Source organism: Rhizobium sp. 18055 (genome assembly GCF_902706285.1).
In the GTDB taxonomy this organism is placed as follows: domain Bacteria; phylum Pseudomonadota; class Alphaproteobacteria; order Rhizobiales; family Rhizobiaceae; genus Rhizobium.
The window spans coordinates 410508-433546 of sequence record NZ_CACSKD010000001.1 but is presented as its reverse complement, the minus strand read 5'-3'; the positions used below and the strand labels follow the sequence as shown (position 1 = coordinate 433546).

The 23039-nt window shown below is 59.8% G+C and carries 23 protein-coding genes; 13 read left to right on the top strand and 10 right to left on the bottom strand.

Annotation, left to right across the window (positions count from 1 at the left end):
* Window positions 1-9: 9 nt before the first annotated feature.
* Together GVL52_RS01945 and GVL52_RS01940 are read left to right on the top strand one after the other, a co-directional pair.
* On the top strand, window positions 10-1524 hold the full coding sequence (locus tag GVL52_RS01945; RefSeq protein WP_160003565.1) for an ABC transporter substrate-binding protein: 1515 nt from the start codon (window positions 10-12) through the stop codon (window positions 1522-1524).
* Window positions 1525-1702: 178 nt separating this feature from the next.
* A complete protein-coding gene (locus GVL52_RS01940) occupies window positions 1703-1957 on the top strand; it encodes an ABC transporter permease (protein WP_280179089.1) in 255 nt (84 codons plus the stop codon).
* Window positions 1958-1988: 31 nt separating this feature from the next.
* On the opposite strand, the gene GVL52_RS01935 is transcribed toward GVL52_RS01940, so the two are convergent.
* The 3 genes from GVL52_RS01935 to GVL52_RS01925 all read right to left on the bottom strand — a co-directional run bounded on the left by GVL52_RS01935 (window position 1989) and on the right by GVL52_RS01925 (window position 4815).
* Window positions 1989-2222, bottom strand: a complete 234-nt coding sequence (locus tag GVL52_RS01935) for a hypothetical protein (protein WP_160003979.1) — start codon at window positions 2220-2222, stop codon at window positions 1989-1991.
* 272 nt (window positions 2223-2494) lie between these two features.
* On the bottom strand, window positions 2495-3586 hold the full coding sequence (locus GVL52_RS01930) for a siderophore-interacting protein (protein ID WP_244619062.1): 1092 nt from the start codon (window positions 3584-3586) through the stop codon (window positions 2495-2497).
* A 452-nt stretch (window positions 3587-4038) separates the two neighbouring features.
* Window positions 4039-4815, bottom strand: coding sequence for an endonuclease/exonuclease/phosphatase family protein (locus GVL52_RS01925; protein ID WP_160003978.1), 777 nt, complete (start codon window positions 4813-4815; stop codon window positions 4039-4041).
* Between the two features lie 68 nt (window positions 4816-4883).
* On the opposite strand from GVL52_RS01925, the gene GVL52_RS01920 reads away from it, so the two are divergent.
* Window positions 4884-5855 (top strand): lysylphosphatidylglycerol synthase domain-containing protein, encoded by a 972-nt coding sequence (locus GVL52_RS01920; RefSeq protein ID WP_160003562.1) that lies wholly within the window; start codon window positions 4884-4886, stop codon window positions 5853-5855.
* Here GVL52_RS01920 and GVL52_RS01915 read toward each other — a convergent pair.
* The 4 genes from GVL52_RS01915 to GVL52_RS01900 all read right to left on the bottom strand — a co-directional run bounded on the left by GVL52_RS01915 (window position 5805) and on the right by GVL52_RS01900 (window position 10465).
* Complete coding sequence (locus tag GVL52_RS01915; RefSeq protein WP_160003561.1) at window positions 5805-7343, bottom strand: phospholipase D-like domain-containing protein; 1539 nt, start codon at window positions 7341-7343, stop codon at window positions 5805-5807. The two genes, GVL52_RS01920 and GVL52_RS01915, sit on opposite strands and share 51 nt — an antisense overlap.
* Window positions 7344-7448: 105 nt before the next feature.
* On the bottom strand, window positions 7449-8612 hold the full coding sequence (locus GVL52_RS01910; RefSeq protein WP_160003560.1) for a low temperature requirement protein A: 1164 nt from the start codon (window positions 8610-8612) through the stop codon (window positions 7449-7451).
* Window positions 8613-8819: 207 nt separating this feature from the next.
* Window positions 8820-8987 (bottom strand): Thivi_2564 family membrane protein, encoded by a 168-nt coding sequence (locus tag GVL52_RS01905; RefSeq protein ID WP_160003559.1) that lies wholly within the window; start codon window positions 8985-8987, stop codon window positions 8820-8822.
* 176 nt (window positions 8988-9163) lie between these two features.
* A complete protein-coding gene (locus GVL52_RS01900; RefSeq protein WP_160003558.1) occupies window positions 9164-10465 on the bottom strand; it encodes a hemolysin family protein in 1302 nt (433 codons plus the stop codon).
* Between the two features lie 281 nt (window positions 10466-10746).
* Between GVL52_RS01900 and GVL52_RS01895 the strand changes: the two genes are divergently transcribed.
* From GVL52_RS01895 to GVL52_RS01875, 5 genes are all read left to right on the top strand, one after another.
* Window positions 10747-11643: a GGDEF domain-containing protein gene (locus GVL52_RS01895; protein ID WP_244619061.1), complete on the top strand. Its 897-nt coding sequence runs from the start codon at window positions 10747-10749 to the stop codon at window positions 11641-11643.
* Between the two features lie 264 nt (window positions 11644-11907).
* Window positions 11908-12045 (top strand): DUF1127 domain-containing protein, encoded by a 138-nt coding sequence (locus GVL52_RS01890; protein WP_160003557.1) that lies wholly within the window; start codon window positions 11908-11910, stop codon window positions 12043-12045.
* A gap of 408 nt (window positions 12046-12453) precedes the next feature.
* A complete protein-coding gene (locus GVL52_RS01885; RefSeq protein ID WP_160003556.1) occupies window positions 12454-12684 on the top strand; it encodes a hypothetical protein in 231 nt (76 codons plus the stop codon).
* A gap of 93 nt (window positions 12685-12777) precedes the next feature.
* The gene (locus GVL52_RS01880) at window positions 12778-14019 is read left to right on the top strand and encodes a cyclopropane-fatty-acyl-phospholipid synthase family protein (protein WP_160003555.1); all 1242 of its coding nucleotides are present in this window, start codon (window positions 12778-12780) and stop codon (window positions 14017-14019) included.
* A gap of 259 nt (window positions 14020-14278) precedes the next feature.
* On the top strand, window positions 14279-15541 hold the full coding sequence (locus tag GVL52_RS01875; protein WP_160003554.1) for an arsenic transporter: 1263 nt from the start codon (window positions 14279-14281) through the stop codon (window positions 15539-15541).
* A gap of 44 nt (window positions 15542-15585) precedes the next feature.
* On the opposite strand, the gene GVL52_RS01870 is transcribed toward GVL52_RS01875, so the two are convergent.
* Together GVL52_RS01870 and GVL52_RS01865 are read right to left on the bottom strand one after the other, a co-directional pair.
* Window positions 15586-16899, bottom strand: a complete 1314-nt coding sequence (locus tag GVL52_RS01870) for a HAMP domain-containing sensor histidine kinase (protein ID WP_244619060.1) — start codon at window positions 16897-16899, stop codon at window positions 15586-15588.
* Window positions 16900-16961: 62 nt separating this feature from the next.
* Window positions 16962-17630 carry a response regulator transcription factor gene (locus GVL52_RS01865; RefSeq protein ID WP_160003552.1) on the bottom strand — a complete coding sequence of 223 codons (669 nt, stop codon included), beginning with the start codon at window positions 17628-17630 and terminating at the stop codon, window positions 16962-16964.
* A gap of 138 nt (window positions 17631-17768) precedes the next feature.
* On the opposite strand from GVL52_RS01865, the gene GVL52_RS01860 reads away from it, so the two are divergent.
* From GVL52_RS01860 to GVL52_RS01850, 3 genes are all read left to right on the top strand, one after another.
* A complete protein-coding gene (locus tag GVL52_RS01860) occupies window positions 17769-18272 on the top strand; it encodes a hypothetical protein (protein WP_244619059.1) in 504 nt (167 codons plus the stop codon).
* A 68-nt stretch (window positions 18273-18340) separates the two neighbouring features.
* A complete protein-coding gene (locus GVL52_RS01855) occupies window positions 18341-18736 on the top strand; it encodes a hypothetical protein (RefSeq protein WP_160003551.1) in 396 nt (131 codons plus the stop codon).
* 264 nt (window positions 18737-19000) lie between these two features.
* Entirely contained in the window at window positions 19001-20035 is a 1035-nt protein-coding gene (locus tag GVL52_RS01850; protein WP_160003550.1) for a Tim44 domain-containing protein, read from the top strand.
* Between the two features lie 25 nt (window positions 20036-20060).
* Here GVL52_RS01850 and GVL52_RS01845 read toward each other — a convergent pair whose 3' ends face one another.
* Window positions 20061-20756, bottom strand: coding sequence for a J domain-containing protein (locus GVL52_RS01845; RefSeq protein ID WP_244619084.1), 696 nt, complete (start codon window positions 20754-20756; stop codon window positions 20061-20063).
* A 327-nt stretch (window positions 20757-21083) separates the two neighbouring features.
* Here GVL52_RS01845 and panC point away from each other — a divergent pair, with 327 nt between their 5' ends.
* Both panC and panB read left to right on the top strand, forming a co-directional pair.
* The gene (panC, locus tag GVL52_RS01840) at window positions 21084-21959 is read left to right on the top strand and encodes a pantoate--beta-alanine ligase (RefSeq protein WP_160003548.1); all 876 of its coding nucleotides are present in this window, start codon (window positions 21084-21086) and stop codon (window positions 21957-21959) included.
* Window positions 21959-22780 carry a 3-methyl-2-oxobutanoate hydroxymethyltransferase gene (gene panB, locus GVL52_RS01835; protein WP_160003547.1) on the top strand — a complete coding sequence of 274 codons (822 nt, stop codon included), beginning with the start codon at window positions 21959-21961 and terminating at the stop codon, window positions 22778-22780. The genes panC and panB overlap by 1 nt, the downstream gene beginning before the upstream one ends.
* The last annotated feature ends 259 nt before the right edge of the window (window positions 22781-23039 follow it).

The window sequence follows — 23039 nt, the reverse complement described above, 5'->3', positions numbered from 1 at the left end:
AACACAGTCATGAACAACAGATGGAAGACGATTGGCCTTGCCGCCATCATGGCCGGCCTCACGCTCAGTGCCAGCTACGCCGAAGCAGCGGGCGTGCTGACCATCGGCCGCCGCGAGGATTCGACGACGTTCGACCCGATCAAGACGGCACAGAATGTCGATAACTGGGTATTCTCCAACGTTTACGACGTCCTGGTGCGGGTCGATAAGACCGGCACCAAGCTTGAGCCCGGCCTCGCAGAAAGCTGGACGGCTTCCGACGATGGGCTGACCTACACATTCAAGATCCGCGATGCGAAGTTCTCCGACGGCTCGCCGCTGACGGCTGACGATGCTGCCTACAGCCTGCTGCGCATCCGCGACGATGCCGGTTCGCTGTGGAGCGATTCCTACAAGGTCATCGACACTGCCGTTGCGACTGACGCGCACACGCTGACGATCAAGCTGAAGCATCCGTCCGCACCGTTCCTGTCGACGCTGGCGCTGCCGAATGCCTCTGTTATCTCCAAGAAGGGCATGGAAACGCTCGGCCCCGACGTCTATGCCGAAAAGCCGATTGGCTCGGGTGCCTTCACGGTCGAGGAGTGGCGCCGCGGCGACCGCGTCATCCTCAAGAAGAACCCCAATTTCTGGCAGGCCGACCGGGTCAAGCTCGATGGCGTCGAGTGGATCTCGGTTCCCGACGACAACACGCGCATGCTGAACGTTCAGGCCGGACAGCTCGACACCGCGATCTTCGTCCCCTTCTCCCGCGTCGAAGAGCTGAAGAAAGATGCAAACCTCAATGTCGATATCGATGGCTCGACCCGTGAAGACCACCTGCTGATCAACCACGCCCATGGCGCGCTCGGCAAGAAGGAAGTCCGCCAGGCGCTCGACATGGCAATCGACAAGAAGGCGATCGTCGATGCAGTGACCTTCGGCCAGGGCACCGTCGCGAACTCCTATATTCCGAAGGGCGCTCTCTACTACTACGCCGACAACATGCAGCGGCCCTACGATCCGGCCAAGGCGAAGGAGATGCTGGCCGCCGCCGGCGAGCCCAACCTGACGCTTACCTACCTCCTGCGTGCCGGGGACGAAGTCGACGAGCAGATCGCCGTTCTCCTGCAGCAGCAGCTACTGAAGGCAGGCATCACTGCCAACCTGCAGAAGGTCGATTCAAGCCAGGAATGGGATATGACGGTCGCCGGCGACTACGATATCTCGGTCAACTACTGGACCAACGATATTCTCGACCCCGACCAGAAGACCACCTTCGTGCTCGGCCATGACAGCAACAACAACTACATGACCAACTACAAGAGCGATGCTGTAAAGGATCTGGTCGCAAAGGCGCGGCTTGAGCTCGACCCGAAGAAGCGTGAAGCCATGTACTTCGATATCCAGAAGATGGCCAAAGACGACGTCAACTGGATCGACCTCTATTACAGCCCCTACATCAACGTCTCGCGCAAGAACATCGAGAACTTCTACCAGAACCCGCTCGGTCGCTTCTTCCTCGAAGACACCGTCAAGAACTGAGGATGCTGGTCTAACATCCTGATCTTTGGTCGGCGCCGGGCGATTTAGAGCAACGCCCGGTGCCCTATGGCACGCGAGCCGTGCCGACCGTTCGCATTGACGCGCATGGGTCCGCATGGCACGGTTTCTCATCATTTGAAGACGGCATGATTGGGTCAAGCTTGCTCACCATTGCCGCATTCGCGCCGGCGCCATTCCCACCATCAATCAGATGGTGGGGGCAGGTATCATTACCTTGCCAGGGATCATGAGCGGGCAGATCCTCGTCGGTCAGGATCCGATGGCGGCAGCGCAGTCGAAGATATTCCTGATGTTTCTGCTGTGTGTTGCGTCGGTCGTCAGCATCATCATTGCCGTCGGCCTTGCAATCGCCAGGCTGACAGATGCGCGGCACAGTCTTCGTCTCGATCGCTTGAGCAAGCCCAAGGGTTAGCTCCCGAGCAGTTTGTGCCTGAACCTATAGCTCAGGATTTTCCGCTTGGTATTGCCGACCAGCTGTCTTTGGCGAGCTGCCATTCGCCCTGTTCGTCCAGCACGACGCGTTTGTTGCCACGGTAGAAAACCGGCTTTCCGCTTTTCTTGTCTATCGCGAAGCGGCTGGGCGAATACTTCGCCTTTTCGCGACCTTCTAGCGCGAGCGCGAGCGCTTCCTTGAATTTTCCGTCTTTGCAGAGCGCGAGAAATTGGGCTTCGTTCATGGGGCGTACCTGAGGCAAGTGTTTGCATGCGTCGCTTTCCGAGCGACTGTTGGTCCGCGCCGATTGGGAAAAATAACCTGAGACACCGCGGACGGGCGACTTAATGCAGGCTGGCCGCTGATCCGCAAGTGCTAAATGGGCTGGTGGTGCGTCGGAGACGGTATGGTTGACCACGCCAGACCGTTTCGCAGACGCATGCTGGAACAAGGCGGCGGCGGTCTGTGTATCGTGATGCTGGTATAACGGGTGCGCTGTCAGGCGAGGGCAAACCACTAATTCGCCATCAATCCGGCTGCACCGCGCTTCCAGTAACCGGCGGCCAGCGTCTTGTCACGGCCGTAGGCCAAAGTGGTCCGCCAGTATTCGCGCACCTGCCTGGATGCATCGCTCTCGGAGGCGAACCAGCCGAAGCTCGAGACATCCTCCGGCCACGCGACGGCACGGATGGCCTGCACCAATCCTTCGTGCTCGCCGCCGGCGACCCCATCTCTGTGGATCCAGCGCAGATCGATACCGTCAGGATGAGCAATCCGTTGTTCGCAGGCGGCGTCAGCGACTTCCACGAAGGCAAAACCGCGCGCGTGCGACGGCAGACGCTCGAGGATGCGGCTCAATGCCGGCAGTCCCGTTTCATCGCAGCCCATGATGTACCATTCGGCAGCACGAACGGGGCGTCCGAGCGGACCCATGATGCCGACCACGTCGCCCTCGGCAGCATGCATCGCCCAGGCGCAACCAACGCCTTCATGTCCGTCGGCCGCATCACCATGAACGACGAAGTCGATGTCCATGTAGCCTGCGGCCGCATCGATATTGCGAATGGTGTAGACGCGGGTGACCGGTTTGCGCTCTTCCGATGGCCATAGTGCGAGCCCGTTGCGCCCGGCGATGGGCCAGACGGGCTCCGGCACGGCAGCGGTTGGAAACAGCATGCGGATATGCATGCTGCTGGCCGTTTCGAAACGATCGAGATTGTCTCCGAGCAAGCGCACGCGGCGCATGCCCGGCGTCACCTGCCAAGCATTATCGACCCGCATCAGGCGGAAGGACGGCAACGTGGTGTCATCGGCGAGATCCCCCTCCCAGGTCACCTGAGGATTTTCGCTCTTGGCGTAGAGCTCGATTGCGACGCTCAGAAGCTCCTTGATCCGCCGCAGTCCGTGCTCGTCATGCGCCGATGCTTCCATAACAAGCGTTTCCGGCTGCATGATGAAGCGTGCCGAGCCGAATGAGTAGGTGAAAGCAAGGGTCCCATCGCCGCGCTCGATGGTGGCATCGAAGCTTTCCAGACGATCGACGATGAGGTGGAGGTAGTCGAAGAGCTTCAGCAAGCGCAGTTCTGCCCGGCAGTTCAATGTCGTCATGCTCGTCATCCGTCTTCCAGCTCGGTGAAACGCCGGGACCGCCCGGCACAGTTCCTTTGACCGGCGACCCGGCCGATGAGGTCGGGGCGCCGTTTGGAATGCGATCGTTATTAAATAATGACTATAAATGTCAACTTTAAACTCGAGACGGCATACGCGGTCATGATGGGGTGATCGGATGCATGCGCATGACAGCCCGCTGGCATTGCCGGGCAGTCGCTCGCAGCCCAGCACTGACGCCAATTTGCCCCGTTGAGTGAAACCATTTCGGCGCCGTATGCGTAGATGTAGCGAAGCAGGTAGGCAAGTGGACGTCCGCGACGGCTCGGTCACCCAATCGCTGGAGGCGTAACGTGCGTTTTTTGATTATTTTCCTGGGTGCAACCACGATTGTGGCGTGGGCAATCGCTTTTTATGCGACATCGCAGATCTAACGCGGTTTCCCGGTGCAATCAGCCGAGACCGGTTACAGATGCTTGCTGCCTGATGGTCGCCAGCAACGGCAGATGATCCGACGCACGACGTGTCAGCGGGTCGGCGATCACGGACGCGGACGCGACTTCAAGCTGGTCCGACACGAACAGATGGTCAATGCGCAGCATCGTAAAGCGTGAAGGAAATGTTGCACGCGGTTTGTGGCCGACAATCCGCTGCGCGTCCCTGAGCCGGCTTGCCAGCATCTTATACGCCGGCGACGCCGGTATAGCATTGAGATCACCGCATATGACGGAAGGTGATGCGTGAAACGCGGCATCGGCAATCCATTGCGGACCCAGCAGCGTCTCGACCTGTTTTACACGCTCGCGGTTTCGAAGCCCAAGATGCGTGTTCAGCACGTTGAGGGGCTGGCCGGCGATATCCACCTGCACCCAGATCGCCCCCCGCGTTTCTCCAACTGAGGGTAAGGGTCCCGCTTTCATCAGCCGCGTTGGAAACGCCGTCAGGATCGCGTCGCCGTACTGTTCCTCTTCGACGTGAAGTGCCGGGTGAAAATGCGCCTCCATTTTCAACAGGCTTGCAATCACATGCGCCTGATCCACGCCCCCCGTTCGCCTGCGGCCGACGTCCAGTTCCTGGAGCGCAATGATATCCGCGCCGGATTGGGCGATGACATCGGCAATCCGCTGCGGGTCTATCCGGCGGTCGGTGCCGACGCAGCTATGAACATTGTAGGTAAGGATCTTGAATTCCCGGTTCTTCTCAGGGGCAAAGTCTGTGAATGCGCTCATGGCGAGGGAACCCGGTTTCATCCTGTTTCGTTCCATAGGTAGACGGATCAAACCGAAACGGAATCTCTATGTCGGCAAAGCGCTTCCTCATCAATGCGACGCTCATCTTCGGCCTGCTGCTTGCGGCCTATCTGCTCTATAAGGTCTTCAATCGCTATTCTCTCGACGAGGTAACGCGCTCGATCGCCGCCATCCCTGTCTCGCGCCTCTTTGCGGGCGTCGGGTTCGCGGCGCTATCCTATTTTTGCCTGACCTGGTTCGACTGGATGGGGTTGCGATACGCCGGCAGGCCGTTGAGCTATCCAAGGGCCGCCATCGCTTCGTTCACCGGTCTGTCGATCGGCCACAATCTCGGCGTTGCCGCCTTGAGCAGCGGCGCAGTGCGCTATCGCTACTATGCGCGCTGGGGGCTGAATACCGAGGAAGTCGCCAAGGTGATCCTGTTCTGCGGCGTCACGGTCGGCATCGGCCTGTCTGCGCTGACCGGCATTGCCCTTCTGATCAATCCCGAGGATGCTGCCAACCTGCTGAAGCTCAGCGCTCGCGCTCTGTTCCTGCTCGGCCTCACATGCGTGGCTGTTCCGGCCATCTATGTGGTGCTGGCCGCGACGGTCAGGACACCTCTGCGTCTATGGAAATGGCGCTTCGAGATGCCCCGCGTTGAACTTGCCATCGGCCAGGTGGTGATTGGAACGTTGAATTTCATCTTCGTCTCGGCTTGCCTGCATCAGATGCTCGCCGCTCAGGGGGAGACGAGCTTCGTTCAGACGGCCACTGCCTTCGTGCTGGCCAATGTCGCTATTCTGATCACCCATGTTCCCGGCGGCCTCGGCGTGCTGGAGGCGACGGTAAGCCACGTTCTGCCGGGCGCGGCTTCCATCGGCGCCTTGGTGGCTTTCCGGGTGATCTACTTCGTATTGCCGCTTCTGATCGGCCTGCCGATCCTCGCCATCAGCGAGGTGGTTTTCCGCAGGCACAAACGCGCCGGATCAGAAGATGGCGGCCGCCAGCCTGCCGATCCGCAGGCGCAGCTTCTGTAGCGGCCAGTAGGGACGTCGGGGATCGACGAGGCCGGTGCCGATCAACGGTGTCGTCTCGCCGTTTGCGATATCAACAGCGAAATGCCGCAGGCCGCGTCCGCGGGCGTTCAGTGCTTCGATCGCATCATTCATCGATCTCCTGGCCAGTTCCATATCGCGCACGGCCGCTGGGGTCACTTCAAGATGCTCGGCGATCAGCCGGTGGCGCAAGGCTTCGATGGCGTCACGATGCGCATCGTTGGAAGCCTCGATCGCAAGATCGCACTCGGTATCGAGACCTTCCGATCGATTGTTCAGGTTGGAGGAGCCGACGCGCACAAAATGGTCGTCCACGATGAGGAGCTTGGAGTGGATAACGATTTCCTGCTCGTCGCCGTGCTGGTTCGGCACCACGGCATACATCACGCGCAGCCGATCATAGCGGTCGATCCGTTTCAGGCGCCGGATCAGCCTGTCGCGATTGTTCCCCATCGTCAGCTTCTCGAGGAACCCGTGCGAACTTTTGGTGACCAGTACGGTGATCTCCGGACCGTCGATTTCCTTCAGCCGCTTGCCGATTGCGCGTGCGACCCCGAACGAGGCGAGATACTGCGTTTCGATATAGATCAGCTTTCTCGCAGCCTTGATGGCGTCACGCGTCAGCCTGAAGGCCTCGTAGTGTCCGCGCTTGCCGATCAACCCCGGTTCGGTGAGAGCAATTGCCGTGGTTGCGTCCGCCATGTCGGGTGCGATGCCAATCGGCCACGACGCGCCTTCCGTCATCGCGGGCTTCAGCTTCTGGCCCGTCGCCCGTTTCCATCGCCTGCGTGCAACATCGCCGATCAGCATCGCTGCCTGGCCTGATACCATGGAATGCATGTCATGGACGGGTTGGTATGGCGTGCCGTCAGGCGATTTTCTGAGCGGGTTCTCGATCCGGTGATCCGGCTCGTCCCAACGCCGGGCCGTGAGGTCGATGCCGCCGAGGAAACCAAGGCTGTCGTCGATCGAAACGAGCTTCTGATGGTGGCACCCGCGCACGGGGTGGCGAAGATCAAAACGCATGGTGATCTGCGGATGGGCGGAAAATCCACTTTCGCGAAACAGCCGTAGCGATTTGCCCGAGTAAACCGGCCCCATGCCCCAGACCAGAATCCGAATCTGCAGGCGGGCGTTCTCGTCTGCCAGCGAAAGCAGCAATTCTCCGAGTGTTTCAGAGCTTTGGTGCGGCCGAAGCCTGATATCCGGATTGAAATCCCAACCGACGATCCAGATCGTGTCCTTCGCTTTGCGCAGCGCCTGGTCGAGTGCCGTGAAATAGGCTGCACCATCGACCAGGAACGCCGCCTTGTCGGCGCGGCCAACCTGCCAGGCGTTTCGCCCCGGCCGAATGATGCCGCCGGGCAGCGTTGCAACGTCTGCGGTTGTCGTGCGTCGCGCGGCACGGGTGATGAAGTCTATGGTGCTCGCCGTTGTCCGGCTGTCTGCAATGGCTTGAAAATCTGTCATTCGCTTATCGGTCGCCCCGCTCGTCTTCGACGACCCTTTAACGTGCGAAGCGAGGCGTTGTTCCTGCCGGAACAGATGGTTTTCGGTCGATCGTATCCGGCTCGGTCACGCGGTGGTCGCGTTTGCCCGCCGCAAGGCCAAATACTCCCAGAGAGCCACCACAAGCAGCGTCGCGGTGCTGACCATCTGAATGGTGAAATTCTGCTGTGATGCAAACAGCGCCGTTGCCGCGACCAGGATGACGACGCCTGCGATATGGGAAAGCGGCGGCTTTTCAGCGGCTGCCACCTTGAGCCAGATGTTGCCGGCCAGAAACAGCGCCGGGCCGCCAAGGATCGCCAGTGCATTCTTGATGCTGCTCTGCTCATCCGGGTGGGAAAGGCTGAAATCTTCGCCAACGGCAGTCAATATGATGCCGGCGACGATGGGCAGATGGCCATAGGTGAAGAGCCCGTGGGCAACGGTCGCCGGCGCCGATGTTTCTTCGGCCTTGTCGGCGGTCTTTTGCTGGCCATGGTGAAAATAGATCCACCACATGAAGCCGGTGGTCAGGAACGCGCTGCAGAAAACCGCAAACGTCAGGTTGCTCTGCATATGCTCAGCCGCGTTGCGACCGGTCGTCAGAATGGTTTCGCCAAGGCACAGAATGACGAACAGCGCGCAACGCTCTGCCATATGCTCGCCCGAGATATCCAGCGACTCACGGGGCGATGGGCCGAGTGAAGGAACCCAGAAGCGCGCCAGCGGCGAGGCATATTCGAGCACGAGCGCGAATGACCAGAGGAGGACACGCGATTCCAGATCAGCAAAGGCGCCGGCCATCCAGAACAGGCTTGAGGCGACAACCCAGACTGTGATCCTGACGAAGGTAAGGTAGGACGCGTCATCGACCCGCCGGAACGCAAACAGCATGAACACAGAGCGGCCGAGCTGCATTGCGCAATAGAGGGCCGCGAAGACGACGCCATGATCGCCAAATGCTTCCGGTAACGCGATCGCCAGGAGAACGCCGCCAAACATCAGCGCGAAGAGCAGCATCCTGACGGCTTCCCGGTCGGTGTCGAGCAGGTTCGTTACCCAGGTCGTGTAGATCCAGAGCCACCAGATCGCGAGAATGAGCAGGAAGCTCTCGGCAAGCGTAGCGGTGCTGAAATCGGCGGCCAGGGTGTGGGAAAGCTGTATCAGCGCGAACACGAACACCAGATCGAAGAACAGCTCCGGAAAGCTCGCCTTGGACCGTTCTGCGCTTTTGCTGCGAATCCAGCTCACGTTGGACGCTCCTCATTGTGATGATTTTTGTCTGCGGCGGCTTTCGGCAATCTGCTAGTTGAGCTTACGCCGTTGGATCGCGAACTACAGTGTGCCGCCTCCATTCGGAAAACTGACCTCTGATGCGATCTATCGCTGGCAGTTCACGGCCGCGCGAAGCCGTATTGGGTTTCACGCGACCGGAACCGTCTTGGTCAGTCGATGCGATCAAAATACCGCAAGGTACTTCAGCAGCGAAATGATGCCGATGATGAGGACGATAATCTGGACAATCTGTTTTGCCCTGGCATCGATCGGAAGCCGAGCAACAAGGTAGAGAACCAGAACGATAACCAGAAATGTAATGAGTATCCCGATAAGTACAGAAGAAGCCATGTGAACCCCGCTCCATGAGAAAATCTTTTGACGACAGGGCGTTAGATAAATCTCACTTCGCAAAAGGGAAGGTCAGTGCGTCCATAATTTGGAAGGCGGCAAAGAGCTTGCCGCTTTCATGCAGTGGGTTCGGGCGCCATCATGCGCAAAGCCAGCGGCTATTGGGGCAGCCTATCTCAATCGACTTCCGCTGTATTTCTGGTGTCGAGAGAACTGACCAGGATCTTGTCCACCCGCCGTCCGTCGAGGTCCACGACCTCGAAGCGCCAGCCATCCCTGGTGAAGCTTTCGCCCAACACCGGAAGGTGCTTCAACTCTTCGAGGACAAGGCCGGCGACAGTTTGATATTCGAGATCGTCGCCGAGTTTCAAATTCATGAACTCCGCAAACTCATCGATCGGTGTCCATCCCGACACGAGGTATGAGCCGTCATCCCGGCGCGCAATCGCCTGCTCGTCGATCGGACCGTCCTGCAGCGCCCCCATGATCGCTTCCATGATGTCGCCCGAGGAAACGACGCCTTCGAAGTGGCCGTATTCGTCGAAGACCAGAACCATGTGAACAGGCGACATGCGGATCGCCTGAATGACGCTGATTGCGGTCGAGAGGTCGGAAACGATCGGCACATCCTGCGTCACGCTTTTCAGATCGACCGTCCCATGCTCAGACATGGCGTCATAGAAGTCCTTGACAGCAAGCACGCCCAGAACCTCATCGGAGCTGCCTTTCCGCACCGGCAGCCTTGAGCGCTTGGTGCTGTGCAACTGAGCCCGCATTTCCTCGAGGCTGTCGTCCACATCGATGATTTCGACGTCGCGGCGCGGGGTCATCAAGGCGCGCGCCGTGCGGTCCGCGAGGCGCATGACGCCCGAGATCATCGCCGATTCTTCGCTTTCGATCACGCCGGCGGACTGTGCTTCGGCGAGGACAGTCTTGATCTCTTCGTCCGAGACGTTGTCGCCGCCCTTGCCCGACTGGCCGAGAAGTCTCAACACGAGCTTGCCGGATGTATCCAGCAACCAGACGAGCGGTAGCGCCAGTCTCGAAAGAACCACCATTGCCGGCGCGACCTTCGCTGCGACAGCCTCCGGCTCTCGCAGCGCGATCTGCTTCGGCACCAATTCGCCGACGATCAGCGACAGGTAGGTAATCGCCATGACCACCACACCCACACCCACAGCATCGGCTGCGGTCGGTGACATGCCCTGCACTTCAAGCCATGCCGTCAGACGACTGCCGAGCGTGGCGCCTGAGAAAGCGCCGGAAAGCACGCCAACCAGAGTGATGCCGATCTGCACGCTCGACAGAAACCTGCCGGGGTTTTCGGCAAGTTTAATTGCTTGGGCTGCTCCTCTGCTTCCGTGATCGGCGAGAACTTTGAGGCGGGCGGGCCTGGAGGACACGACTGCCAATTCTGACATGGCGAGCACACCATTCAGGATGGTGAGCAAGACCACAATTCCAATTTCGAGAAACACAGGAACCCTTGTTTGTTGACGATGATGCCGCAAGATAGTGAGATTCACGCTTGTTGCAAAGCGTTTGCGGCAAAGCTCTAGCATCCCGCTCCTGTGCGGAGAAGGTACAGGCGCCGATCTGCGTACTAAATTAGCAGATTAAAGTCAGAAGAGCTTAACTTTCACCTGCTAAACAGTTTTCCGTGCTTTTGGTGATCAAGTGTATGGCCGACGAAGAAATACTGCCGCCAGACGTTCTGACCTCGATATTAATGCGAATGTTCGAGTTCGCACCAATCGCCATGGCTATTTCAACCAGCGACACCGAGACGTCGAGCTACCTCAAGGTCAATGACGCCTATCTCAGGCTGACGGGCTTGAAGTGGGACGATATCCGCGGGAAAACGCTGACCTCTGAAGGCTCGGCCATCAGCAGCCCCGCCCGGGATCGCCGACATCGAATGCTTGCCGAGGATGGCGGCTACGTGTTGGAAGAGGTGGATATCAAGCATTCCGACGGCATGATCTTGCCGACGCTGATATCGGCGCAGCGCACGGTCATCGATGGCGTATCGTTCGACGTCGAAGTCATTCTCGATGTGTCCGCGCGTGTCCGCCATCAGCACGAAATCGAACTCGCATTGCGGGCTTCGGCGCGAACCGATGCTTTGTCAGGGCTGCCCAACCGGGCCTGCTTCGACGAAACCGTTGCCGAATACATCGAGAAGCGCCACGAGACCGAAAAGCTTCTGGCGCTGGCGTTCATCGATTTCAACGGGTTCAAGGCGGTCAACGACACCATGGGGCATGGTGCGGGGGACGAAGTGTTGCGGACGATCGCCAGCCGCTTCCGGGACAGCTTTCGCGCCAATGACTTCATTGCCCGTGTCGGCGGTGACGAATTCGTCGTGCTGTTGGAGATCGATCCGGCCCACCTGGGCGACGTCGAGGTGACGCTGACAGATGCTACGGACCGCATCTTCAAACCCATCGCCATCGACGGCGTTGTCGTCGAGCTGGGTGCGGCGGTGGGTGTCACCCTGCTGCAGCCGGATGATACCGCCACCTCGTTTGTGAAGCGGGCCGATAGCTACATGTACCTGGCAAAACAGACCGGAGACCGGCTGGCGATGGTCTGGCTCGGGCAGCCCGGCGGGCTTCAAACCAGCAGCCGTATCGTCAAAAGCATCGCGGTATAATAATAGGCAGGCGATCGTTGCTGGCTCAGCGCACCGCGCCGCGCGTCCGGCTGCGGGCCATGCCATTCCCGCCAGCCTTTCCTCCAGATCAATGAAGCCCGTTAGTACGCTGAAATCATGAGGCAATGCTTTTTGTCCTAACGACCGGGCTTGGTCGCCGGTGCGGGTCGGCCAGCGATTCGAGATGCCTCATATGCAAAATTGGCTCTGCTCATCTCGTGTGCAATGAGATAAATATTTGTGCATCAAAATTGGAGATGTGCAATGAAAATGACCAATCGGATCGTCGAGTTCTTCCAACTCGGCAAAGCCTACCGCGAACTTTCCCGCCTCGACGACGCAGCACTGAAGGATATCGGCATCAGCCGTTCCGACCTGAAGCGCCGGGTCTACGGTCGCTGATTTCCAAAGCAATATTATTGCTTCGAAGGGCCTGCTCCAGCGGGCCTTTATTTTTTTGTGCTTTGCCCTTTTGTTTGGTCTCGCCAGTTTTACAGGGGTATCCCGGCAATGCCGGGGCTGCGCACGATTGGCGTGCTTTCACAAGCGGCCGGCCTTAAGGGCTGCTGTGGCCAACTGTCTCGCTGGATTAAGGATTCCCTCGGGTGTGATCCCGTAGCGTTTGTGGAGCCGGCACGCTTTTGATCGTGACCGATCGGAATTTCTCTCCGCTGCGAACGCCCAGCGGCCCCTATCTGTCATTCATGTTTTCGCTTTGATCCGCAGCTCATTTTTCGGCTTTGCGCTGGCTCTGCACCTCTCATTCTGGTGGCGCTGCGCTTCGGAAGCTGCACTCTCGAGCGATTCGCGATGCAAGTCGTCGCCACGCCACCTGTATGCTTCATTCCGTCGGCCGCGGCCGATGATCGTGGTGCCATTTCTGGTGGTGTTGAAGTTGCCGTTGCTCGGCATATAAGGGTGATGGCGCCTGTTGTTGTGCTGCTGAGACTTCAAATTGAAGCCAACGCGTTTCTTGGCATTGAACCGCGGGCGAGGGGCTTGCAAGATGGGATGGAACAGGAAACGTTCATGGCACGGTAACTGCAAAGCCTACCAAGCATACGCAATGTTGAGGGGCGCGATCCGGCATCCGGAATCTGAACCCGAAGGTCAATTTCTTTTAAGGGATTCCATATGTTTCCGCTGTCGCACATGATGAAGGCCTTCATCCGCAAGGGCCGCCTGACGGTCATCGACGCTGAGGGCAAGCGGCATGTCTTTGCCGGTACGGACGGGCCGCAGGTGACGATGCGGCTGACGGACAAGAAGCTTTACCGGACGCTGGTCTTCAATGCCGAGCTTGCGGCCGGTGAGGCCTATATGGACGGAACCATGCGCTTCGAGGAAGGTTCGGACCTCCGCGACTTTCTGACCCTGTTTTCCGTCAACCGCTTGTCGCTTGGCTCGTATCCGATCCAGAAAATCCTGCGGGCCGTCAAGATGCGTTTCCGCAAGCGCCAGCAGTCGAACAAGAAGGGCCAGGCCCAGCAGAACGTTGCTCATCACTATGATGTCGGCAATGATTTCTACAAATTGTTCCTCGACGACAACATGCTCTATTCCTGTGCCTACTTTCGCGAGCCCGACGAGACGCTGGAGCAGGCGCAGCGCAACAAGCTGAGGCTGCTGGCAAGCAAGCTCGGGCTGAAACCTGGCATGAGGGTACTCGACATCGGTTGCGGCTGGGGCGATCTGGCGCTCTATCTGGCGCAGCTCGAGGATGTGCAAGTGCTCGGCGTGACGCTGTCGAAGGAACAGCAGGCGCTGGCAACCGAACGAGCCAAAAAGGCCGGCCTTGCCGACCGTGTCACTTTTGAGCTGCGCGACTACCGCGACGTCACCGGCCCTTTCGACCGCATCGTGTCGGTCGGCATGTTCGAGCATGTCGGTGTTCATCACTACGACGAATTCTTTGCGAAGCTGAATGCGCTGATGCCCGACGACGGCGTCGCCGTGTTGCATTCGATCGGTCATATGAGCCCGCCCGGCATGGCGAGCGCTTGGCTGCGCAAGTACATTTTTCCTGGCGCCTATTCGCCGGCGCTTTCTGAAGTCTTTGAGGTGGTCGAGCGCAACAGCCTTTGGGTTACCGACCTGGAATTCTTGCGTGTCCACTACGCCACGACGCTGCAGCACTGGGCTGCGCGCTACGAGAGCAATCGCGAAAAGGTGGTGGCGCTCTACGATGAGCGTTTTGCTCGAATGTGGGAATTCTATCTGATCAGCGCCGAGATGATGTTTCGTACCGGTAGCCAACTGGTCTTCCACATGCAGCTGTCGCGCTCGCGCGATGCAGCGCCTGTCGTCCGCGACTACATCACCGACCAGCAGCGCGCCTATGTCGAAAAGGAGAAGACGCTGAACCTCCTGGTGTAGTCTCGGGGTATCTGAGGGCGCCTCAAAGGTGTCGTCTGCAACCGTCTGCGTGTCCAGGCTCCAGACTGCACGAACAACTGCTCCCTGCTCGGTGCGGCTTTGGAAACACGCCGCTATGGCGTTTGTTCAGCGAAGCCATGGAGCGGGGACGTTTGCGGCAGATTGTGCGATAGCCCCTTGTCAGTCTCGCAATGTCTGCTAGTTCCATCGCCGACAGACAGACCAGCGCCAATTCGATGCCGATCGGACCTCCCACTCTATGACATTTGCTTCCATGACGTGGGCGGTCGCCGCCTTGACAGCGTTTGGTATCGTCCTCAGGCCGTTTCGCTGGCCAGAAGCGGTGTGGGCCGTTGCGGGTGCGGTTTTGCTGGCTTCATTGCAGGTCGTGGGCCTGTCCGACATCTGGGCCGGTATCGCCAAGGGCTTCGACGTCTATCTCTTCCTGATCGGCATGATGCTTCTTTCCGAGTTGGCGCGGATGGAGGGCCTGTTCGATTGGGTCGCTTCCGTCGCTACCGCGCGCGCCAAGGGATCGCCTTCACGACTGTTCGTGCTCGTCTATATCGTCGGCATCGTCGTCACGGTGTTCCTGTCAAATGACGCGACGGCGGTCGTGCTGACACCCGCGGTCTACGCAGCTTGTAGGGCGGCGAAGGTCAGGGACCCGATGCCGTACCTGCTGATCTGTGCCTTTATCGCCAATGCCGCCAGTTTCGTCCTACCTATTTCCAACCCCGCAAACCTCGTCATTTTCGCAGGCGGCGATATGCCGCCGCTCGATCGCTGGGTCGCAACATTCGCTGCCCCGTCAGTGGCTGCAATCGTCGCGACGTTCGCAGCATTGTGGTGGACGCAGAGGCGCTCGATCAGCGCGGATACTGTCGCAACTGTCGTTGAGCAGTCGCACCTGACGGCAAGCGCAAAAATGGCGGGTGTCGGCCTGGCCGCGACGGCCTTCATTCTCGTCGTGGCGTCGGCAAAAGGCTTTGCTCTTGGCATGCCAACCTGCGCTGCAGCGGTGCTGACCACCATTGTCGTGGCGTCGGTCAAACGCGAGTACCCGCTCGAAACGCTGAAGGGCGTCTCGTGGAGCGTCCTGCCTCTGGTCGCAGGCCTGTTCGTGATCGTGGAGGCCCTCGACAAGACAGGTTTGACCGATCACCTTGCCGGTATCTTGCGCGCCTATTCGATCACTGCTCCAACCGCGACGGCGACCGTTTCCGGTCTGCTGGCCGCAGTCGTCAGCAATTTGGTCAACAACCTGCCGGCCGGACTGGTCGCCGGCAGTGCGGTGCAGGCTGCCCAAGTCTCGGACAAGATCGCCGGCGCGGTTCTGATTGGCATCGATCTCGGACCAAATCTGTCCGTCACCGGATCGTTGGCAACGATCCTCTGGCTGAATGCGCTGCGCAGAGAAGGGCTGAGCATCGGAACATGGGCGTTCCTGAAGATCGGCGCGGTGGTCATGTTTCCGGCACTGTTCCTGTCGCTTGCAGCGCTGTTGGCCTTTGGACCTTGATGATGCGTCGTTTCGACGGAAACGGTCAGAACGGCGGCGATCAATCACTTCTCTCGTGCAATGTTTCCACTGTCTACAGACGGCAGCGAAAGGATTGCCGACAGGCCCGTTGGCTTGCGGTTTTCAAGGTGCAGCGAGCCGCCATAGAGCTCCGCCAGTTCTGTGACGATGGTCAATCCGAACCCATCGCCGGGAACGCGTTCGTCCTCGCGTACTCCCGGCAAGATGACGGCTTGTAGTCGCTCCGCCGGAATACCCGGCCCATCGTCGTCCACGGCGATCTGGGTGAGCTGCCCGTCCCTCCGCGATGTCACTGTCACCCGCGTCGATGCCCACTTGAAAGCATTCTCGATCAGGTTTCCAAGCATCTCCTCGACGTCCTGTGCGTCGCAGGCAACCGCAAGGTCGGCCGCCACACTGCTCGTGAACTCGACCTGCCTATCGGCATGTATCTTGGCTATGACTGTCTGAAGGTCTGCAACGATTGCAAATACCGCAGTCTGCGAGCCGCTTGACGATCCGCCCATGACACGCCTGGCTGCACTCAGGTGATGTTTTATTCTGCGGTCAATCCGATCGGCGAGTTGGCGCAGTTCACCCCGCGGGTCATTGTGGTCGTTGAGTGCGAGGAACAGGCTTGCGACGGGGGTCTTCAGGCTGTGCGCTAGATTGGCAAACTGCAGGCGCGTTGCGGTCAGCCGATCTTCGTTTTGCGCGAGAAGCTCGTTGGTCCTGATAGCCAAAGGCGACAGCTCAACGGTGCGCTGCGAGGGCACGCGCCTCAGCTCGCCTTTTTTAATGGCGTCAATGTCGTCGGTGATGGATATCAGCGGCCGCAGGCCGTAGCGGATCTGCCATAGCGTACCGGCGATCAGGACCGCGCCCAGCGCGACCATGCAGGGGATCAGCCAGAGCAAGGCTCGACCGGCGGGATCGACAAGCGCCCGCGACGGTGCCGTCGCCGTGATTGTAACGGTCGCGCCGCCCAGACTTCTCACAGCCTGGCGTATGTACAGCCGGTTGCCATCGGGATCAGAGCCGCTGTTGGGTGAAGATGCGCCCGACAGCATGTGCCGAAAGTCCTGATGGGCAGGCGGCGCGTCAATGGTGCCGGTGCCGAGCGAGCGTGATGACTTACGCTGGCCATTGGCCTCTACCTGCCAGTACCAGCCCGATCCCAGGCGATCGAAAGGTGGCCCGTCAAGTTGTCCACCAACGGTGAGCGTGCCGCCCTCGTTCGCGGTTGCGCTCGCGATGGCGCCGATCTGGGTGTCCAGTCGTTGGTCGATCTGCTCGCGGACCACCGTTCTGATTGCGAACCACAAGATGACCGAAGCGACGACGAGCGCCGCGCTCACAAAGACAATGGAGAAAATCAGAAGGCGTCCTGCAATCGAGGCCGTAGGGCTGGTAAAAGCTCTCACGTCGGCACCTGTGACGTCAGCATATATCCGCGGCCGCGTACGGTCTCGATGCATTGCGCGCCGAGCTTCTTGCGCAGGCGGGCAATGATGACTTCGATCGAATTGGAATCGACCTCCGCATTTCGGTCGTAAACGCGCTCGATCAATTCGCCTCGATCGACGACGTTTTCTGCGCGCAGCATCAGGCAGGACAATACGCGCCACTCCAGTGCCGTCAGCCTCAGCGGCAAACCGTTGAGTTCGAACGTTCCAAGCTGGGCATCGAACTGCAAGGGGCCGCAGGCGACCTGCGAGGAGGCGTGTCCGGTCGAGCGGCGGACGAGCGCGCGCAGCCGCAGCACGAGTTCCTCGATCTTGAAGGGCTTCGTCAAAAAGTCATCGGCACCGGCCTTGAAGCTCGCCACTTTGTCCGGCCAGCCATCACGGGCCGTCAGCACCAGGACCGGCAAGTTGCGGGCATTCTCGCGCCAGTTCTTCAGCACGGTGACACCGTCGATCTTCGGAAGACCGAGGTCGAGAACTGCGGCATCGAACAGCTCCGTCATTCCGGCATGGAGTGCATCCTCACCGTTCCTGGCAACATCGACCACGAAATGTTCGGCTCGCAGCGCGGCTGCGATGCGGGTGCCGAGATCGTCATCGTCTTCGACGAGGAGAACGCGCATTGCGACTTTCTTTCCTTGTGTTGCAGGCGGGTGGAAATAGCAGGCGCGACCTTAACTCAAACTGAACCGGAAGGTTCAGCGCGGCGAGGGGACAAGGCGTTTAGGTTTGGGTTGTCAGTCATGCAAAGGAGCAACACGATGTCAGACACAAGCCAGGAACCGTCATCCGCGAGCCATGTGGATGCAGCGATAGGAAGTGGTAAGTCAAAGCGCCGCAATCACCTTGCCGCAATCGCAATCGCAGGCTTTGTCGTGCTTGCCATCGGGGCGGCCGGTGGTGCCACCGCGATGAAGATTGCCCGTTCGGCGCCGGAGATGGCGCCGGTCACGCCGGTCGCGATCTCTTCGATGCCCGCCTGGAGCCTGGTGACCGTCAAAGGCAAGGTCGCCGAGATCTATGGCAACAAGTTCGTCATCCAGGACGACAGCGGCAAGGCTCTGATCGAAACAGGACCTGCCGGCGATGATGGCAGCCTCGTTGCAAAAGATGAAGCCATCACGGTACAGGGCCGCTTCGACAATGGCTTCGTGCATGCGAGCTACCTCGTGCACGCAGATGGAAGCACGGTTGCACTTGGCCCCGCCGGTGGACCGCCGCCGCACCACGGGCTCGCCGCACTGTTTCACAAGATTGAACGATAGCGCGCGAACAAAACCAACCGACACTCGTTTCACGACGCCAACAGCGATCACCACGAAAGGATATCGCCATGAACAGATTGCTACTCTCCAGCCTTGCACTGACGGTGCTGGCAGGCTCTGCTTTCGCACAACAGCCACCTGCGCCGCCACCGGGCGCTGAGCCCCCTGTTGCCGATCAGCAGCTAGCCCCGCCACCGCCACCCGGCGGTCCCGATGCCATGAACGCTCCCCGCGCGCCGCGCGATCTGGCAGATGCGCCGCGAAGGGGCCCAGGGCATGGTGAATTCGGGCTGCGCGGGCATCGCCCACCGCCGCCACCACCGCCTTCCAAGGCAGCGCATTTCCGCATCGAGGATGGAGACACCAAGATCGATATCAAGTGCGCCGATGATGAGCCGACCAAGGCCTGTGCGGATCTGCTGCTGCAGGTGATCGACAAGCTGGGCTCGCCGTCCAGCCTCTGAACCGATGCCCTGAAGGGGATCGGCAAATGCTGGGGAAGAATGATATCCCGCCAGGCCCTTCGGCTCTGGCGGGCTATTCTCAATAATTGGACTGGTATGGAGCATCTTGACGTCGCGGACGAAGATCGCCGATCGCACAATCCCGCCTTCTTTCCGAAGACAAGACCGGGAACAAAGGAATATGCGAGGCAAAAGCTTCAAACGTGGAAAAAGCCACCTATATATACGGCGACACTTAACTGTTGCCATATGGGAGACTTCAAGATGCCTCGTGCCGTTTCACGTTTTGCCAAGGTTGCGGCGGTTGCCGTCCTGACAGGCGTTACCGTATTTGCTTCCATCGGGGAGGCAGATGCACGGCGCGCGGGCAGTTCCGGTTTCGGCAGCCGCGGTACGCGGACGTTTCAGGCGCCACCGACCACCCAGACGGCTCCGACCATGTCTGCTCCGATCGAGCGCTCGATGACGCCGCGCACGCAAACCACGGCGCCTAATGTCGGCCAGCAGGCTGGCGGCATGCAGCGCCCAGGTGGCCTGTTCGGGGGATTCGGCCGCTCGATGATCGGTGGCCTCGTCGCCGGTGGTCTGCTCGGCATGCTGCTCGGTCACGGTTTCGGCGGTGGCTTCGGCTTCCTCGGCATGCTGCTTCAGTTCGCCCTGATCGCCGGTGCGGCCATGCTTGCCATTCGCTACTTTGCCAATCGCCGCCAGCAGCCGTCATACGGTGCCGCAGCGGGACCAAGCGGCGTCAACCCGATGGCTTCGAATGGCAATTCTTCGTTCCGTATTCCGACCATTGGCTCTGGCATGGGGAGCGGTTTTTGCATGGGTGGCGGAAATGCTTCGTCGCAGCCACCGCGCGACAGCAAGCCGAATGACGAAGTCGGGATCAAGCAGAACGACCTCGACCAGTTCGAGGAACTGTTGACGGAGGTGCAGACTGCTTACGGCGCCGAAGATTACGGCACGCTTCGCAGGCTGACGACACCGGAAGCAATGTCTTATCTGGCCGAAGAGTTGGGCGAAAACGCCACCAACGGTGTCCGCAACCAGGTCACCAATGTAAAACTGCTGCAGGGCGATGTTGCCGAGGCTTGGCGTGAAGACGGTTCGGACTATGCGACCCTCGCCATGCGCTATTCATCGATCGACGCGATGGTCGAGCGCGACGGCGGTCGGGTGGTCAGTGGAGACGCGCGCGCGCCGACGGAAAGCACCGAGGTTTGGACCTTCGTACGCAAGTCCGGCACCGACTGGAAGCTTGCCGCCATTCAGGGCACCGAGCAGCGCGCCGCGTAAACCTTGTGGTCGAGCGATCCCTGCCTCAGCCCTCCTGAGCGGCGGCAGGGACGACCCACAGCGGACGATCTTCGCGCTTCGGCGCAGAAATTGATGGAGCGGCTTCCTCCTCGTGGAGGAGGCCGTCTTCGTTTTCCTGCATATCCACTTCATAGCCGTAGTCGTAAAGCATCTCGCAGGCGCGTTCGCTCGCCTTGATCTTGGCCTCGGTCTCGTTGATGGCGGAGGCGATGGCCTTGACGCGGGCGCGCAGCATCGATCCCAGAATATCGGTCGAGGGTCGTTTTTCCAGACGCTCCAGGTGATGCTCGATGCGCGAGGAGTGTCGTTCCAGCTCGCGCTTGCTGAAGCGAGCCTTGCGCATATCCTCCGATAGATCCTCGCGCATGCGGGTGAGCGGATCGAATGTCCCCGGCTCGCGTTCGTCCAGAGTGAGCTCGTTGACGAGCTTCTCGATCACGATCAGCGCCTGAAGATCGACTGGATCGGCAAGCTCGACATCATAGCCCGTGTCGTCAAACACCTTGCGACGCACCGGATCGAGCAGCAGTTCATAGGCTTTCTGCACGCGGCCGAACGCATTCGGGTCACCGCCGGAATCCGGATGTGTTGTCTTCGCCCGCCTGCGGTAGGCCGATTTGATCTGCTCATCGCTCGCGTCCCGCCGGACACCGAGAATCTCGTATGGATTGGTCACTGTCCCTCCGCTGCTGTCGGACATCGTCGTGACACCCGTGAAGGGCATTCGTTTTTCAATGCCGTTCTTCTACCATCACTGGGGCGGAGTTTGGACAAGAGAATGTATAAGTTTGTGTGAAAGCCGCGATTGTTGGATGGCATCAGGCGCCTGTCCACAGTTTGATGCGATGGGCCCGCCGCTGCATGCCGACTTCCGGCGCATGACGTCATCGGCGGAAAATCGCGTGCCGCACATCTGCTTAATCGATATAATGGTGCTCCTTGCGTTGACGCTTTTCGTCAAATCGAGTTCTATCCGCCACCTCGTCGCACCAGCCATGCCGGCGGAGAGGTATGGGAGGACAGTTTCATGCATATTATCAGATCGATAGCAGACATCAGGGCTCACCTTGAAGCGTCCCGGCGCGCCGGGAAGACAATCGGCCTGGTGCCGACGATGGGGTCTCTGCATGTTGGTCACATGGAACTTGTTTCGCGCGCCAAGGCCGACAACGCCGTGACCGTGGTGTCGATCTTCGTCAATCCCCTGCAGTTCGGCGCCAGCGAGGATCTGGCTCGCTATCCGCGCGATCTGGACCGTGACGCAGCCCTTCTTGAGGACGCCGGCGTTGATTTCCTTTTTGCGCCTGAGGTGGCGGACATGTATCCGCGGCCCATGCTGGCGGTGGTCGATGTTCCCGAGCTCGGCCGCCATTTGGAAGGTGCCGTCCGGCCCGGCCATTTTGCCGGTGTCGCCACTGTCGTCACAAAGCTGTTCAACATCGTCCAGCCGCATGCTGCCTATTTCGGCGAGAAGGACTATCAGCAGGTCGCGCTGATCAAGCGCATGGTCGAGGACCTGGCGCAACCGGTCTGCGTGATTGCGGTGCCGACCGTGCGCGAAGCCGATGGTCTCGCCTGCTCGTCGAGAAACGTCTATCTCAATGAAAAGGAGCGCGCTGCAGCCGTCATCGTGCCACGGGCGCTTGCCGAAGCGGAGCGGCTCTATGCAGAAGGCTGCGACAATCCGGCAGCGCTGGAAGCGGCGGTTGCGCAGTTCATCGCAGCAGAGCCGTTGGCAAACGCCGAGGTCGTCGCGGTCAGGCATCCCGACACCCTGGAGCCTTTGGCCTCGCTGCAATCGGCACCCGCCCTCGTGGCGCTGTTCGTGCGGATCGGAGACACTCGTCTCCTCGATAATCGTGTCATCGGCCTGCGATCGGCCGCGCATTCGAGGGCCGCATAATGAGCGCGCAGGGCAAGCAGAAGCGGCTGACGACGGCGTCCATCCGGTCGATGAAGGGCGGTGAGCGTATCGTCTGCCTGACGGCCTACACGACGCCGATTGCTCGTTTGCTCGATCCGCATTGTGATCTGCTGCTGGTCGGTGACTCCGTCGGGATGGTGCTCTATGGCATGGATACGACGGTCGGCGTTACCTTGGACATGATGATTGCCCATGGCCGTGCCGTGATGCGCGGCACCTCGCATGCCTGCGTGATCGTCGATCTGCCATTCGGCAGCTATCAGGAATCAAAGGAACAGGCCTTCCGCAATGCGGTGCGCATCATGCAGGACACGGGCTGTGATGGGATCAAACTCGAGGGTGGCGAGGAAATGGCCGAGACGATTGCCTTCCTCACCTCGCGCGGGGTGCCTGTGTTCGGCCATGTCGGACTGATGCCTCAGCTTGTCAACACGGCCGGTGGCTTTCGTTCGCTCGGCCACTCCGAGCAGGAGGCCGGGAAGATCCGCCGCGATGCGGCAGCTGTCGCAGACGCCGGTGCATTTGCGATCGTCGTCGAGGGAACGGTCGAACCGTTGGCGCGGGAACTCAGCGCGTCACTCAGCGTTCCGACCATCGGCATCGGTGCATCGCCGGCCTGTGATGGGCAGGTGCTGGTGTCGGATGATATGCTGGGACTGTTCAACGATTTCAAACCGCGCTTCGTCAAGCGCTTCGCCGAATTGAGCCCGCTCGTTTCGCAGGCGGTCGAAAGCTATGCCGACGAGGTTCGCGCAGGCCGGTTTCCGGGTCCCGAACACACGTTTCAGGTCCGCAAATAGGCCCGGGCTAACGTGATAGCCCGATATGTGCGCCTGTGCGTACATAAGTGTGATCAGATGCCGCCACTGAAATTGCTTCTGCGTGGAACTGCGCTACATTCGACGAGTCGGATGGGGAAAGACTGCCGGATATCGAACGTCGATAGTCTGTGTTTAAGGAGGGATTTCATCGCCGTAGACGCCGGCCAATGGCTGTGGTCTTGCGGCTGAGGCAATGCCTATTCAGCATGTCAGTCGTGGAATTCGGGGGAACTCCTAC

What these genes read in the sequence shown, in the direction of transcription:
- GVL52_RS01945 (WP_160003565.1), top strand. Translation starts at nt 10, where the DNA reads ATGAACAACAGATGGAAGACGATTGGCCTTGCCGCCATCATGGCCGGC.
- GVL52_RS01935 (WP_160003979.1), bottom strand. Translation starts at nt 2,222, where the DNA reads ATGAACGAAGCCCAATTTCTCGCGCTCTGCAAAGACGGAAAATTCAAG.
- GVL52_RS01930 (WP_244619062.1), bottom strand. Translation starts at nt 3,586, where the DNA reads ATGACGACATTGAACTGCCGGGCAGAACTGCGCTTGCTGAAGCTCTTC.
- GVL52_RS01925 (WP_160003978.1), bottom strand. Translation starts at nt 4,815, where the DNA reads ATGAGCGCATTCACAGACTTTGCCCCTGAGAAGAACCGGGAATTCAAG.
- GVL52_RS01920 (WP_160003562.1), top strand. Translation starts at nt 4,884, where the DNA reads ATGTCGGCAAAGCGCTTCCTCATCAATGCGACGCTCATCTTCGGCCTG.
- GVL52_RS01915 (WP_160003561.1), bottom strand. Translation starts at nt 7,343, where the DNA reads ATGACAGATTTTCAAGCCATTGCAGACAGCCGGACAACGGCGAGCACC.
- GVL52_RS01905 (WP_160003559.1), bottom strand. Translation starts at nt 8,987, where the DNA reads ATGGCTTCTTCTGTACTTATCGGGATACTCATTACATTTCTGGTTATC.
- GVL52_RS01895 (WP_244619061.1), top strand. Translation starts at nt 10,747, where the DNA reads ATGGCTATTTCAACCAGCGACACCGAGACGTCGAGCTACCTCAAGGTC.
- GVL52_RS01890 (WP_160003557.1), top strand. Translation starts at nt 11,908, where the DNA reads ATGAAAATGACCAATCGGATCGTCGAGTTCTTCCAACTCGGCAAAGCC.
- GVL52_RS01885 (WP_160003556.1), top strand. Translation starts at nt 12,454, where the DNA reads ATGCAAGTCGTCGCCACGCCACCTGTATGCTTCATTCCGTCGGCCGCG.
- GVL52_RS01880 (WP_160003555.1), top strand. Translation starts at nt 12,778, where the DNA reads ATGTTTCCGCTGTCGCACATGATGAAGGCCTTCATCCGCAAGGGCCGC.
- GVL52_RS01875 (WP_160003554.1), top strand. Translation starts at nt 14,279, where the DNA reads ATGACATTTGCTTCCATGACGTGGGCGGTCGCCGCCTTGACAGCGTTT.
- GVL52_RS01865 (WP_160003552.1), bottom strand. Translation starts at nt 17,630, where the DNA reads ATGCGCGTTCTCCTCGTCGAAGACGATGACGATCTCGGCACCCGCATC.
- GVL52_RS01860 (WP_244619059.1), top strand. Translation starts at nt 17,769, where the DNA reads ATGTCAGACACAAGCCAGGAACCGTCATCCGCGAGCCATGTGGATGCA.
- GVL52_RS01855 (WP_160003551.1), top strand. Translation starts at nt 18,341, where the DNA reads ATGAACAGATTGCTACTCTCCAGCCTTGCACTGACGGTGCTGGCAGGC.
- GVL52_RS01850 (WP_160003550.1), top strand. Translation starts at nt 19,001, where the DNA reads ATGCCTCGTGCCGTTTCACGTTTTGCCAAGGTTGCGGCGGTTGCCGTC.
- GVL52_RS01845 (WP_244619084.1), bottom strand. Translation starts at nt 20,756, where the DNA reads ATGTCCGACAGCAGCGGAGGGACAGTGACCAATCCATACGAGATTCTC.
- panC (WP_160003548.1), top strand. Translation starts at nt 21,084, where the DNA reads ATGCATATTATCAGATCGATAGCAGACATCAGGGCTCACCTTGAAGCG.
- panB (WP_160003547.1), top strand. Translation starts at nt 21,959, where the DNA reads ATGAGCGCGCAGGGCAAGCAGAAGCGGCTGACGACGGCGTCCATCCGG.